Source organism: Paenibacillus sp. tmac-D7, assembly GCF_006519665.1.
Lineage (GTDB): Bacteria > Bacillota > Bacilli > Paenibacillales > NBRC-103111 > Paenibacillus_G > Paenibacillus_G validus.
Genome location: NZ_VIDW01000044.1, coordinates 20,097 through 32,743, shown reverse-complemented (window position 1 = coordinate 32,743; position 12,647 = coordinate 20,097). Strand labels below are relative to the sequence as shown.

The 12,647-nt window shown below is 55.6% G+C and carries 14 protein-coding genes; 8 read left to right on the top strand and 6 right to left on the bottom strand.

Translation table 11 applies throughout. From position 1 onward, the window contains the following. Both FKP33_RS22100 and FKP33_RS22095 read left to right on the top strand, forming a co-directional pair. Positions 1–325, top strand: a 325-nt coding sequence (locus FKP33_RS22100; protein WP_181410240.1) for a LutC/YkgG family protein, incomplete at its 5' end; no start/stop codon positions are given. A 482-nt stretch (positions 326–807) separates the two neighbouring features. Then, on the top strand, positions 808–1,389 hold the full coding sequence (locus tag FKP33_RS22095) for a hypothetical protein (RefSeq protein WP_141336381.1): 582 nt from the start codon (positions 808–810) through the stop codon (positions 1,387–1,389). A gap of 186 nt (positions 1,390–1,575) precedes the next feature. Here the strand turns inward: FKP33_RS22095 and nagA are convergent, their stop codons facing one another. The 5 genes from nagA to mtnK form a co-directional block, all read right to left on the bottom strand. Continuing rightward, positions 1,576–2,766 carry an N-acetylglucosamine-6-phosphate deacetylase gene (gene nagA / locus FKP33_RS22090; RefSeq protein WP_141336380.1) on the bottom strand — a complete coding sequence of 397 codons (1,191 nt, stop codon included), beginning with the start codon at positions 2,764–2,766 and terminating at the stop codon, positions 1,576–1,578. Continuing rightward, a complete protein-coding gene (nagB, locus tag FKP33_RS22085; protein ID WP_141336379.1) occupies positions 2,763–3,491 on the bottom strand; it encodes a glucosamine-6-phosphate deaminase in 729 nt (242 codons plus the stop codon). The genes nagA and nagB overlap by 4 nt, the downstream gene beginning before the upstream one ends. Before the next feature lie 4 nt (positions 3,492–3,495). After that, on the bottom strand, positions 3,496–4,353 hold the full coding sequence (locus FKP33_RS22080) for a MurR/RpiR family transcriptional regulator (RefSeq protein ID WP_127609065.1): 858 nt from the start codon (positions 4,351–4,353) through the stop codon (positions 3,496–3,498). A gap of 380 nt (positions 4,354–4,733) precedes the next feature. Next, positions 4,734–5,816, bottom strand: a complete 1,083-nt coding sequence (gene mtnA, locus FKP33_RS22075; protein ID WP_127609066.1) for an S-methyl-5-thioribose-1-phosphate isomerase — start codon at positions 5,814–5,816, stop codon at positions 4,734–4,736. Positions 5,817–6,053: 237 nt separating this feature from the next. After that, complete coding sequence (mtnK, locus tag FKP33_RS22070; RefSeq protein WP_141336378.1) at positions 6,054–7,259, bottom strand: S-methyl-5-thioribose kinase; 1,206 nt, start codon at positions 7,257–7,259, stop codon at positions 6,054–6,056. Positions 7,260–7,486: 227 nt separating this feature from the next. Between mtnK and FKP33_RS27300 the strand changes: the two genes are divergently transcribed. After that, positions 7,487–7,648, top strand: a complete 162-nt coding sequence (locus FKP33_RS27300; protein WP_164751915.1) for a hypothetical protein — start codon at positions 7,487–7,489, stop codon at positions 7,646–7,648. Between the two features lie 100 nt (positions 7,649–7,748). Here the strand turns inward: FKP33_RS27300 and FKP33_RS22065 are convergent, their stop codons facing one another. Then, positions 7,749–7,919 (bottom strand): hypothetical protein, encoded by a 171-nt coding sequence (locus tag FKP33_RS22065; protein WP_054797849.1) that lies wholly within the window; start codon positions 7,917–7,919, stop codon positions 7,749–7,751. A gap of 153 nt (positions 7,920–8,072) precedes the next feature. Between FKP33_RS22065 and FKP33_RS22060 the strand changes: the two genes are divergently transcribed. From FKP33_RS22060 to sufU, 5 genes are all read left to right on the top strand, one after another. Then, positions 8,073–8,645: a DUF1802 family protein gene (locus FKP33_RS22060; protein ID WP_054797850.1), complete on the top strand. Its 573-nt coding sequence runs from the start codon at positions 8,073–8,075 to the stop codon at positions 8,643–8,645. A 164-nt stretch (positions 8,646–8,809) separates the two neighbouring features. Beyond that, a complete protein-coding gene (gene sufC, locus FKP33_RS22055; protein ID WP_054800154.1) occupies positions 8,810–9,643 on the top strand; it encodes a Fe-S cluster assembly ATPase SufC in 834 nt (277 codons plus the stop codon). 32 nt (positions 9,644–9,675) lie between these two features. Continuing rightward, positions 9,676–10,986, top strand: coding sequence for a Fe-S cluster assembly protein SufD (sufD, locus tag FKP33_RS22050; protein ID WP_141336377.1), 1,311 nt, complete (start codon positions 9,676–9,678; stop codon positions 10,984–10,986). Beyond that, complete coding sequence (locus FKP33_RS22045) at positions 10,983–12,206, top strand: cysteine desulfurase (protein WP_127609069.1); 1,224 nt, start codon at positions 10,983–10,985, stop codon at positions 12,204–12,206. Before sufD ends, FKP33_RS22045 begins: the two co-directional genes overlap by 4 nt. Further along, complete coding sequence (sufU, locus tag FKP33_RS22040; RefSeq protein ID WP_141336376.1) at positions 12,193–12,615, top strand: Fe-S cluster assembly sulfur transfer protein SufU; 423 nt, start codon at positions 12,193–12,195, stop codon at positions 12,613–12,615. Before FKP33_RS22045 ends, sufU begins: the two co-directional genes overlap by 14 nt. Positions 12,616–12,647 lie beyond the last annotated feature (32 nt).

Below are 12,647 nucleotides of genomic sequence, written 5' to 3'. Positions count from 1 at the left end.
CCGTACGGAGCGCTGCGAGCTCGGCGTCGTCTGGCCGGATTACGCCGTCGCAGGCACGGCTACGCTTGTGCTGCAATGCTCGCCGCACCGCGGCCGTTCGGTCAGCCTGCTGACGAGCACTCTGTTCGCGGTGTTCCGCGCCGACCAGCTCGTCACGCGGATGGGCGAAGCGTTCGCGCACCTGAGCAGAGGAACCGAGACGCCGGAACAGTACGCCTCCTCGATCAACCTGATTACCGGTCCGAGCCGCAGCGCCGATATCGAGAACGATCTGACGATTGGCATTCACGGGCCCGGCAACGTCTATGCGGTCATCATCAAATAACCCCGGTTTCCGTTGGAAATAGCGCTGTATGCGGCAGATGGCCGCCATGACGTTCTCCAGTCCGGGGAATCGTGTCCGAACGGACAGAGGCAGATGCCCTGCGTTCGGTACAGATGCTGCGTGCAGGCGAACGCGTTTCGGCGTACGTGCGTGCATACGCGGTTCGGGCTGCGCCTCTTTCATCCGCTCGTATAGGCCGATCGTCATGCGCGGCCAAAGGCCCGGGACCTATCGCACTCTCACACCTGTCATAGCTTCCATAGACCGTAGATAACGGTCTTTTTTTGTTGCACACTTAGGAGACGGAGCCGTAGTGAAGACAAATAAAGGAGAGGAGACAGGAGGATTGAAGATTATTCGACGGCATTCGACAGACACTTTTCTTCAATTTCTCCTAATCTAATAAACTCCTAATATTTGACTGAAACTTTCTGAAAGAATCCCGGTTATAGTATAAGTATCAAGCAAGGAGGGTGACAGGAATGAAAGTTATGCAGCTTCTCCACAAAGGTAAAGTTTACAACGGATGCGTTTCTTACGCAGGATCGGATTTGATGGAAGTCTCCTTCGAGGAGCCTTCGACGATTATCGGCGGAGATTCGGTGATCTGTTTCAATTTTCAAGAGCGCGTGCAGATGCGTGTGCTGCAGGTATCCTGGAGCAAGCTGGTCCTGGTTCCGGCCGATTCGGAAGTGTTCAAGATCCAAGCCCAGCGCGATACCAACTACGATATGTACCGGGATGAAGATGTATCCTTCTCCAGCTATAAACTGAACACCTACGGCACGATCAACGACGATTTCAAAACGACGGCGGTTCGTTACTGCTCGCTAAGCCGCTTGGGATTCGGTTTCGAGGTCAACGATTTTTCGGTTAAAATGAACCATGTGTACGACACCATGATCATCTGCGACGACGAGGCGATTCACCCGAAAATCATCGTTCGATACGCACATATTCAAGAGCGTACGATTCGTTACGGCGCGGAGATTCACGCGATTTCGCCGTCCGACTTGAATAAGCTGAGATACTATATCATCACCCAGCAGTTTCGTGAAAATTAAGGGGGTCCTGTGATGACCGAGTGCGATCCGGCGTTTCGCTTGCAGCGAGACGGCCGGTTTTTTTGTTGCCGCATCAAGCGGTGCGCATTGCTTTCATGACAGCCCCAAAAAACGTCCGGGAAAAATCAAAAATCCGCACGTTTTATGGCTGTAACCGCAGCATGGCCCCAAAGCCGGCCGCACTAATTATTCGCTCGTTGTCGCATGGCCTTCGACCCAGACGCGCCCGATCTGCAGCTGCGGCGATACCAGCAGCAAATCGGCCAGCTTGCCTTCGGAGATCGTCCCGGTTTGCTCCAGACAGCCGATCGCTTTGGCCGGATTGTGGCTGGCCAGCCTGCTCGCTTCCTCGACGCTCAGGCCGACCCGCTCGACCATGAAGCGCAGCGCCTGGATCATGGTCAGCGTGCTGCCGGCCAAAGTGTTGCCTGCTTTCAACCGGGCGACGCCGTCATCCACGATGACCGGAAGGCCGCCGAGGTCGTATTCGCCGCTGCCGAGACCTGCGGCCGACATCGCATCCGTAATGAGCAGCAGGTTGTCCTTCCGTTTCGCCAGCGTCAACAGTTTAATGGCGGCCGGGTGGACATGATGCCCGTCTGCGATCACTTCGGCGTTGATGACCTCTTCGGTCAGTACGGCGCCGACAACGCCGGGATTGCGATGGTGGAGTCCGGTCATGGCGTTAAACGTATGAACGGCGTGGCGCAGACCGTAACGCGTCGCTTCCACCATTTGATCATAGGTTGCATCGGTGTGTCCTGCGGAGGCCACGATGCCTTGATCCGTCAAGCGCCGAATAAGCGGAAGCGCGTTCTCGCGCTCCGGGGCCAGCGTCATCATCCGGATCAGACCCGGGAATTCCTCCGTCCAGGCATCGAGCCAGTCGGCTTGCGGATCGACGATGAAGCTCGGGTTTTGCGCGCCGGGCCATTTGGGGCTGATGAACGGTCCTTCCAGATGAACGCCGCCCAATCGCGCATAAGGGGAACCGGCCTTCCTGTAGGCGTCTGCGGCTCGCAGCACGGCTTCGATCGCTTCGCGCGATTGGGTAACGGTCGTGGCGAGAAGCGTCGTTGTGCCTTGGCTGTTATGAAACTTCGTAATGCCGTCGATCGCTTCTTTCGTCGCCTCCATGAAATCGTACCCGTACCCGCCATGCACATGAACGTCGATAAAGCCGGGCAGCAGCCAGCTGCCTGCCGCATCGACGCTCTGCAGGGCTGTGTTCGCCTGCCGTTCATCCAAGCCGTCCATCGGCCCGGCGGCGGCGATCCGTCCTTCGCCGTTAATCGCCACGTATCCGTCGCGGATCGTCTCGTTCTCCTTGACGACCTGGGCGTTAACGATAAGCGTACTCCAATTTGCGCTTTTCATGATAATAAGCTCCCCGCTTCCGCATCCAACAGAACGGCCACATTCGGATGAGTTTGCAGCAGCGAAGCCGGACATTCCGTCGTAATCGGACCTTGCAGGGCTTGTTTGACGATTTCCGCCTTATCTTTGCCGTGAACAACGAGCAGAATCATTTTCGCTTTCAAAATGGTGCCGACCCCCATCGTAATCGCCTTCGTCGGCACTTGCTCCGGGGTGTCGAAGAAGCGGGCGTTGGCCGCACGCGTCTGCTCGCGCAGCTCGACCACATGCGTGCCGCGAATAAGTGCGCCGTCCGGCTCGTTGAAGCCGATGTGCCCGTTGTGCCCGAGCCCGAGCAATTGCAGGTCGATCTGTCCGACCTGCTCCAGAAGCGCTTCGTACCGGAGGCATTCGGCCTCGAGGTCGGCGGCCATTCCGTTCGGGATATGGCACCGTTCGGGGGCGATATCCACGTGCGCGAGCAGCTGCTCCTGCATGAATGCGTAGTAGCTTGCCGCATGGTTCCGGTCGAGACCGACATATTCGTCGAGGTTGAACGAAGACGCCTTGCCGAAGCTGACGGTGCCTTGCTTGCAGGCACTCACAAGCTTCTTATAGATGCCCACGGGTGTACCGCCTGTCGCAAGTCCCAGCTTTGCGCGCGGATTCGTTTGCAGCAGGCTGACGATGATACCGGAGCCGGCTTCGTTTAACGCTTCCTGGGTTTCGAACTTTATGATATTCATAAGCTCATCTCCCTTTTTCTTTCCGGTATTTTTTCACTTGCTGGAACGATTGTTCAAGCTGGGGCACATAGTCGTCGAAGTCTTCGCTGACGAGCGCCGTGAATAAAATATCGACCACATGCAGCTGCGCGATGCGCGACGCCATATCGCCGCGGCGCATGCCCTCCTCTAAGGAGGAGGCGAATAGCCGGATATCGGCGGCTTGCGAAATCCGGTTGGAGCCGAACTTCGTCAGCGAGAGGGTGACGGCGCCGCGTTCTTTGGCGCATAACAGCGCATCGTACGTCTCCACGGTATCGCCGGAATACGAGATGGCGACCGCTACGTCGCCTTCCTCCAAGCTGGAGGCGGACGTTATTTGCATGTGGGAGTCCGGCCAGTAGTGCGCCATGATCCCTATGCGGACAAGCTTCTGCTGAAAATCGAGCGCGACGATGCCGGAGGTGGCCACACCGTACAGATCGATTCGTTTCGCCGCCCGGAGCGCGCCGACCGCTTGCTGCACCGCCTGAAGATCGAGCTGGCGCGTCGTATCCGAGATGGAGCGGATATGGTTCATCTCGATCGCCTGAACGATGCTGTGCAGCGAATTGCCCGCCACGATATCTTGGTACGTCGAATGGGTGGGCGTTACCGCGAGCTCTGCGCCCAGCTTCATGCGAAAGTCGCTGAGCCCTTTGAACATCAGATTGCGGCAAAAGCGCGAAACCGTTGCCGTGCTCGTTCCCGAACGGTCGGCAAGCTCGGTTATGCTGGATTGGACCGCCTCATGCGGGTGCTCCAGCACATATTGCGCAAGCTCCTGCTCCTTGCGGTTCATCTGCCCCTGACTTTCGCGTATCGCTTGTAAAATGCCGGACATAGGATCACCCTGTATTCATATATTAAAAAAATTTTACCTAAAACGTCATATATTTAAGAAAATATTTTTCATATTCATACTTATCATATCCCAAACAGGATCGCTTTACAACAGCTTCTTCCATTGACTTTACCGATTTCCGCGGCATCCTCTCCTATGAAGGCGGGGCCGCCTTTGGAGGAGAGATAATTAAAAAGGCCGCTGCCATTCCGCGAGGAAAGCAGCGACCTTATGCATGGTTACAAAGGATACAATAGCGGATGGCTAATCACAAGAATCGGCTGCTAGAGTTCCGCTGTTTTCGCAGGGAGCGAGAGGCCCGCCGGTCGCGAGCCCAAGCTTTACTAGGTCTGCCAGGTCCGTAAGCTCGACACTTTCAGTCAGGTAAACAGCTTTTTCAGGTTCTCGCCATACGGTGCGCGAACGACGCCTTTTTCCGTAATGATCGCGGTCACGTACTCGTTCGGCGTCACGTCGAACGCGGGGTTGTACACTTTGACGCCGACCGGAGCGGTTCGTTTGCCGAAGCCTTGCGTAATTTCGTCTTCGTGCCGTTCCTCGATCGGAATGTCTGCGCCGCTCGGCGTGTTCAGATCAATGGTCGACATCGGGCAGGCGACATAGAACGGGATACCGTGCGCTTTGGCGAGCACCGCAACGCTGTATGTGCCGATCTTGTTGGCCACATCGCCGTTCGCGGCGACGCGGTCTGTGCCTACGATAACGGCCTGCACCCAGCCTTTAGCCATCACGGCGCCGGCCATGTTGTCGCAGATCAGCGTCACGTCGACGCCGGCCTGCTGCAGCTCGAACGCCGTTAAACGTGCGCCCTGCAGTACCGGACGCGTTTCGTCGGCGAACACCTTCAGCGCGATGCCTTTCTCCTTGGCAAGGTACATCGGCGCCAGCGCCGTGCCGTACCGCGCCGTGGCGAGGCCTCCTGCGTTGCAGTGCGTGAGGACGCCCATGCCGTCCTCGAACAACTCAAGCGCGTGCTCGCCGATCAGGCGGCACGTTTCCTCATCCTCGGCCTGAATCGCAGCGGCCTCGTCCAGAAGCGCGCGCTTGGCCGCCTCCGTCTCCACGCCCTCGCCGGATGCGCCTAACAGCGCTTCCGCCCGCGCCCGCATCCGGTCCAGCGCCCAGAACAAATTGACTGCCGTCGGACGGCTCGTCGCCAAATAATCGCATTGGCGGCCGACTTCCGCCAGTAACGCTTCGCGGCTGCCGTCGAACGACCGGACGCCCAGGTATACCCCGAATGCGGCCGCGATGCCGATGGCAGGCGCGCCCCGTACGGCGAGCTGCTTAATCGCATCCCATACTTGCTTCGCCGTCGTCAGCTCCAAATATACGATCTCATCGGGCAGCAGCCTTTGATCGAGCAGATCGAGCCGGTCCTCCAGCGAGTTCCAGCGAACCGATTGCAGCCAATCGGCCGCAGGTGTTTGTTGTGTCGTCATCGTCCATTCTCTCCTTACCGGGTGATCGCTCACCTTAAGCGTACTTTGGTATGCAAACGGCTATGCAAACTTCCCGCTTAGACGGACGCCCAAGTGCTGCACCTATCCCCGCAACATTTGGGCGATCCGTCGCTGCTTTTTACTTATGCCCAAGCATCCGCAAACGGATCTTGCGCTTTGTGACGTACCGAACCGCTTGGGCTCATGGCCTGGCAGGCCCTTATAACTCCGCTTTTATTAATGGACGGCCTTATCCGCGATTTCGATCAACTGCTCGATCGAATCCGCCTGCCGGTTAAACTTGATCAGCGAAGTTCCGATCGCCAGCGCGATGCGCTGGGCGCGTTCTTTCGCAGCTTCGTCCTCCAGCTTATTGATGTCGGCCACCTGGGCCAGACCGTGCACGCGGCGCACCATCTTGCTGCCGGTAAACCCGAACGTATCGCGGAGCACTTCCTTCATGTACCAATCCTGATAGCCGGCCGTCTTCGACACGCGGTCGACGCCATGCTCGTTCCAAAGCGAACGGAATTCCGCTTCGAACTTGGTCCAGATGTCGCGAATGGTTTGCGTCAAGTAAGCGCGGTACGATTTACGGGAGTCGGCGTCTGCGCTCCAGCCTTCCTGAGAGGCGAAGTTGAGCAGCAGGTTGGCGAGAACGGCGCCGATATCGAAGCCCATAGGTCCGTAATAGGCGAATTCCGGGTCGATCACTTTCGTCGAGTCCGCTTTAATGAAGATGCTGCCGGTATGTAAATCGCCGTGCAGCAGCGATTGCGCATGGGTTAAAAATTTCCCGCGCAATATAGCAACCTCCAAGTGTAAGGCCTGATCCTTCCAAACGGCTTCGACCGCGTCGCGGATCGCCGGGGGCACGTTATTATTCGGCGAATCGGTATACGGATCGTCGAAAATCAAATCTTCCGTAATTTTGCAAAGCTCCGGGTTGATGAACCGCTTCACCTGTTCTTTCTTCTGCTGCTGGTTCATCCCGAGATCGGACGTGTAAAAAAGCGTATGCGCCAGGAAAGTCGCGATATGTCCGGCGAAAAGCGGATACCGATTGCCGTCCATCAAGCCTTTGCGCATAATGACGTGGTCGCTCAAATCCTGCATGACGGTCAGTGCCAAATCCGGCTCATACGCATATACGTGCGGAACCAGGTCCGGGCACAGCTTGCCCTGAATGATAAGCGCTTCGCTCTCGATCCGGGCGCGGTCGAGGGTCAGCGGCCAAGATTCGCCTACGACCTTTGCATAAGGCAGCGCCTGCTTGAGAATAATGCTTTTACCGGAAGCAGGTTCAGAAATATGAAACACTAAATTTAAGTTGCCGTCGCCGATTTCCCGGCAGACCAACTCGCTGTTCTTGGAGAACAAGTCAGGTATGGAGCGGGCGTATTCAATGGCTTGGGCTTCGGAAAGTGCATGATAACCGGGCATGAGATGAATTCCTCCTTTTACACTAGAAAAACTTTTCATTGTATCAGTCATTGTATCAGTATAAAGCAATTTGATGTCGGTTGGAATAGCGGAAAACGGGGCGAGGCCAAGCAGGTCCGGCGTTTTAACAAAAAATTCACACCGCGGTAATCCTCCCGTAACGCTTGTTTATCAAACTGATACTTACAAAAGTTCATTTCTGGCTCTTATTCCGGAGGTCGATGGATGTGATTAAGATGCTGCAAAGAGCGCTGCTTGCGTTAGCTTCGCTCGCGGTCCTGACGGCGCTGGGGTTTGCCGCGGCTCTGCGCGACGATCCGTCGATGGATTCCGGCGCCAATCCTATGAAAGCGAACCTGCAGCAGCTGGAGCGTATAACGAATAAGTAGCGGATGTATGTAAGGAATCAAACCCGTAATAAACAGGCAGGAAAAGGGAGGGCGAACGCCTTCCCTTTTCCGCTTGGCGGCGTTCGGGCCGCGCATCGTCCTAGAAGGACGATCTGTTGCGATGCTCCACCAAATCGATCGCGCCAAGCACAACGTGAGCGAGACCGAAGCCGAAGACTGCAGCGGCAGCCATCGGATACTTGTTGCGAAGAGCGGCGCCGGACGCCGTGACAGCCGTGCCTAATACTGCTGGAATAAGACCTTCGCGCATGGTCCTTCACCCTCCTTGCATCTCGTAATGATGTAGCCCTATTAGCATCAATTAATGAGATCGATTTTATGCCGGTTCGGAATTGCATTGTTTTGGTTAAAAAACTATAATATCAGAATGGTTAACTGACAGGTGAGGGGGGGGGAAGCGACCTTGAGCGAAGTCATCGGATTGAAGGAATGGGCTGTAGCCGTAGAAGCGTTGGAACAAGGAAAGCAAATCCTGATCATGCGCAAGGGAGGCATTCGTGAAGAGACGAGGGACTTCGAAGTAGAGAGCGACAGTTTCTATCTGTATCCGACCTACGAGCACCAGCGGCAGGAGCTGGTGAAGCCGCCGTACGCGCCGCGCGTCGAAGCGTTAGCTTCGGCCTGGAACCGGGAACAGTCCGAGCTGACGGTCCGTTGTTATGCCGAGCTGGCCGAGGACATCCTTATCGACTCGCAAGAACAGCTGGACAAGCTGAGATCGTTTCATATCTGGACAGACAGGTTCGCGGAAGAACGGCTGAAGTGGAAGCGGACGAAGCCGCTGCATGTCATGCTGCTGCGGGTACATACGTTGGACGAGCCGGTTCGGGTACCGATTTTACCCGAATATAACGGATGCAAGTCGTGGATCGGGCTGCCTGCCGAGCGGCTGCATGCGGCGGCGCGTACGCCCGTATTAAGCGATGAGGCGTTCGCCAAACGGGTCGACGAAGTGAAAACGGCGTTAAACGGCTAAAAACAAAGAATTTACGCCAAAAATCGCGCGTCTAGGTATTTATTGATTCCAAATGGTAAGATTTAATAGTATATTATGATTGAGAATCATTGAGAATCAGTTTAGAATGATTCTAAAGAGAAAACAATTCCAAAAAATACAGGGAAGCACGGAGGCAACTACACATGGCAAATTCTCCTCATTTTCAAATAGAGGGCTTGAAAGCGGCAATTGAAGGCAAAGAAATTTTGAAGGGCCTCAGCCTTGAAATTAAAGGCGGCGAAGTTCACGCCATTATGGGTCCGAACGGTACGGGTAAAAGTACGCTGGCATCCACGCTGATGGGTCATCCGAAATACGAGGTGACCGCAGGCTCGGTCGTGCTTGACGGCGAAGACGTGCTGGAAATGGCGACCGACGAAAGAGCGCGCGCGGGCTTGTTCCTGGCGATGCAGTATCCGAGCGAAATTACCGGTGTCACGAACGCCGACTTCCTGCGCAGCGCGATCAACGCACGCCGTGAGGAAGGCAGCGAAATTTCGCTGATTAAATTTATCCGTCTGATGGAAGGCAAGATGAAGGAACTGGAAATGAACCCTGAGTTCATGCACCGCTACCTGAACGAAGGCTTCTCCGGCGGGGAGAAAAAGCGCAATGAAATTTTGCAAATGCTGATGCTCGACCCGAGAATCGTCATTCTTGACGAGATCGACTCCGGCCTTGACATCGACGCCCTGCGCATCGTAGCAAACGGTGTAAACGCTATGCGTTCCGAAGATCGCGGCTTCTTGATCATCACGCACTACCAACGTCTCTTGAACTACATTAAACCGGACTTTGTCCACGTGATGATGCAAGGCCGCATCGTGAAATCCGGGGGTCCTGAGCTCGCAGAACGTCTTGAGAACGAAGGCTATGACTGGGTGAAGGAAGAGCTCGGCATCGTCGACGAAACCGTCGGGGGTACTGAAGAAGAGTTCAAAATCCCGATGAATACGACGGCTCCGAAATACCAATAAGCGACCCGGGAGGGACAGGAGGAAATTAACTGATGAGCACACAAACTCTTCCGATCGACCGCGTAAGCTTGGTGGAGCAGTCCAAAGCACGGAAAGAACCCGAATGGATGACGTCTTTGCGTGAACAGGCGCTTGAACTCGCAGGAACGCTCGATTGGCCCGTATTGGAAAAAACAAGAATCGACCGTTGGAATTTGACTTCCTTCGGCACTTATAAAAAGCCGGATGCGTTGGCAACGCTTGAGGCGCTTCCGGAATCCGCCAAGTCTCTGCTGTCCGTCGGCGGCGAAGGCACGCAGGACAACCTGATTATACAGCGCAATTCCGGCGTCGTTTACAGCCGTCTGTCGGACACGCTTAAGCAGCAGGGCGTTATTTTCTCCAGTCTGGAGGAAGCGCTGGAGACGCACGGCGATCTGGTGAAATCACATTTTATGAGCGTAGTCGGCAAGGAGGAGAACCGTTTGACGGCGCTGCATGCGGCGCTTTGGAGCGGCGGCGTATTCCTGTACGTGCCGAAGAACGTTGCAGTCGACGTTCCGGTGCAGGCTTTGTTCCTGACCGACGACGGCGAAGCGAGCTTCTCGCCGCACGTGCTGATCGTTGCCGAGCAGCATGCTTCCGTTACTTACGTGGACAACTTCGTATCCGAAGGCAGCCTGAACGGTCTTGTGCAGAACGGCGTTGTGGAAATTGTCGCGAAGCCGGGCGCGAAAGTAACCTTTGCTTCGGTTCATAACTTGAACGAGTCCGTCACGGATCTGACTTACCGCCGCGCGCTGCTGGAGAACGATGCGCAAATCGAATGGATCGTCGGGGAGATGCATTACGGCAATGCAATGTCCGATACGACGTCGATTCTGAAAGGAAACGGCTCGATCTCGGACGCCAAAGTAATCTGTGTCGGCACGAACGATCAGAAGCTGAACGTGACGACACGCGCCGTTCATTTCGGCAAAAGCTCCGACAGTAACATGATTACCCGTGCGGTCATGCGCGACGAAGCGACGGCGATCATCAACGGCATCACGAAGATCGAACACGGCGCGACCAAAGCGAACGGCGAGCAAACGGAGAAAGTGCTGATGCTCAGCCCTAAATCCCGCGGCGACGCGAATCCGATCCTGCTGATCGACGAAGATGATGTAACGGCAGGCCATGCGGCATCCGTCGGACAAGTAAATCCGGAGCAAGTGTACTACCTGATGTCCCGCGGTATTTCACGCGAAGAAGCGCAGCGCCTTATCATCTACGGATTTTTGGATCCGGTCGTTACCGAAATTCCGCTGGAGCAAATCCGCTCGCAGCTGCAACGACTCGTCGAAAGGAAGTTGGGACAATGAACACGGAGATCCGGAGTCAGTTTCCCATCTTGAACCAAGAAATTAACGGCCATCCGCTCGTGTATCTGGATTCTGCGGCGACGTCGCAGAAGCCGGTATCCGTCATCGAAGCCGTGAAAAAATATTACGAGTGGGACAACGCCAACGTGCATCGCGGCGTACACACCCTCGGTTCAAGAGCAACGGACGCCTATGAGGGCGCTCGCGAGAAGGTCCGGCGTTTCTTGAACGCCCGTTCTGCGGAAGAAATCATCTTCACGCGGGGTACAACGACGGCGATCAATCTGGCGGCATCGAGCTATGCGAAAGCGGTATGCGGACCGGGAGACGAAATTGTCATTACCCCGATGGAGCATCACAGCAATCTTATCCCGTGGCAGCAGGTCGCGAAAGCGACCGGCGCCTCGCTGAAATATATGCCGCTGCAGCAGGACGGCACCATTCATTTGGCGGATGTGGAGAAGACGATTACCGAGAAAACGAAGTTCGTCTCGATTACGTACGTCTCCAACGTGCTCGGTGTAGTGAATCCGGTGAAGGAAGTTGCCGCGATCGCCCACCGTCATGGCGCCAAAATTCTCGTCGACGGCGCCCAAAGCACGCCGCACAAGAAGGTCGACGTGCAGGATCTGGATTGCGATTTCTACGCCTTCTCCTCACATAAGATGTGCGGACCGACAGGCTTCGGAGCCTTGTACGGCAAGAAGGAACTGCTCCAGGAGATGGAGCCGGTCGAATTCGGCGGCGAAATGATCGATCATGTCGGGTTGTTCGACTCGACGTGGAAGGAGCTGCCGTGGAAGTTCGAAGGCGGTACGCCGATTATTGCCGGCGCCGTCGGACTCGCGGCCGCGATCGATTTCCTCGAAAGCATCGGTCTCGATGAAATTGAACGGCACGAGAAACATTTGACCGCTTATGCAATGGAGCGTATGCTGGAAGTAGACGGATTGACCGTCTACGGTCCGCAAACGAACCGTGTCGGTCTCATTACGTTCAATCTCGACGACGTGCATCCGCACGATGTGGCTACGGTGCTTGACGCCGACGGCATTGCCGTTCGCGCCGGCCACCACTGCTGCCAGCCTCTGATGCGCTGGTTGAACGTGACGGCAACGGCTCGCGCCAGCTTTTACTTATACAACAACGAAGCGGATATTGACCGTTTGATCGCTTCCCTCATCAAAACAAAGGAGTACTTCGGTCATGCAATTGGATGATTTATACCGCCGCGTCATCATGGATCATTATAAAAACCCGCGTAACCGCGGCAGCTTCGAAGGCGAGTCGGTCAGCATCGATCTGAACAACCCGACGTGCGGCGACAAAATTCAGCTGCAAATGCAAATCGAAGAAGGTAAGGTCAAAGCCGCAAAATTTCTAGGCGACGGCTGCTCGATCAGCTTGTCTTCCGCCTCGATGATGACGGATGCCGTGAAGGGCAAGACACTGGAAGAAGCGCTGCAGATGGCTGACAATTTTTCCGGTATGATGAAGGGCGAGCCTGTCGAATTCGACTACGAGGATCTTGAGGCTTTGTCAGGCGTTAACAAATTCCCCGCACGGATCAAGTGCGCCACGCTCGCGTGGAACGCGCTGCGCAAAGGAATTGAACAAGCGAAGCATTGATCGGAAGCGTACATCGCAAACTAAGATCATTA

Coding starts and splice junctions, on each gene's coding strand:
- FKP33_RS22095 (WP_141336381.1), top strand. CDS start 808: ATGAAAGTTATGCAGCTTCTCCACAAAGGTAAAGTTTACAACGGATGC.
- nagA (WP_141336380.1), bottom strand. CDS start 2,766: ATGAAAAGCGCAAATTGGAGTACGCTTATCGTTAACGCCCAGGTCGTC.
- nagB (WP_141336379.1), bottom strand. CDS start 3,491: ATGAATATCATAAAGTTCGAAACCCAGGAAGCGTTAAACGAAGCCGGC.
- FKP33_RS22080 (WP_127609065.1), bottom strand. CDS start 4,353: ATGTCCGGCATTTTACAAGCGATACGCGAAAGTCAGGGGCAGATGAAC.
- mtnA (WP_127609066.1), bottom strand. CDS start 5,816: ATGACGACACAACAAACACCTGCGGCCGATTGGCTGCAATCGGTTCGC.
- mtnK (WP_141336378.1), bottom strand. CDS start 7,259: ATGCCCGGTTATCATGCACTTTCCGAAGCCCAAGCCATTGAATACGCC.
- FKP33_RS22065 (WP_054797849.1), bottom strand. CDS start 7,919: ATGCGCGAAGGTCTTATTCCAGCAGTATTAGGCACGGCTGTCACGGCG.
- sufC (WP_054800154.1), top strand. CDS start 8,810: ATGGCAAATTCTCCTCATTTTCAAATAGAGGGCTTGAAAGCGGCAATT.
- sufD (WP_141336377.1), top strand. CDS start 9,676: ATGAGCACACAAACTCTTCCGATCGACCGCGTAAGCTTGGTGGAGCAG.
- FKP33_RS22045 (WP_127609069.1), top strand. CDS start 10,983: ATGAACACGGAGATCCGGAGTCAGTTTCCCATCTTGAACCAAGAAATT.
- sufU (WP_141336376.1), top strand. CDS start 12,193: ATGCAATTGGATGATTTATACCGCCGCGTCATCATGGATCATTATAAA.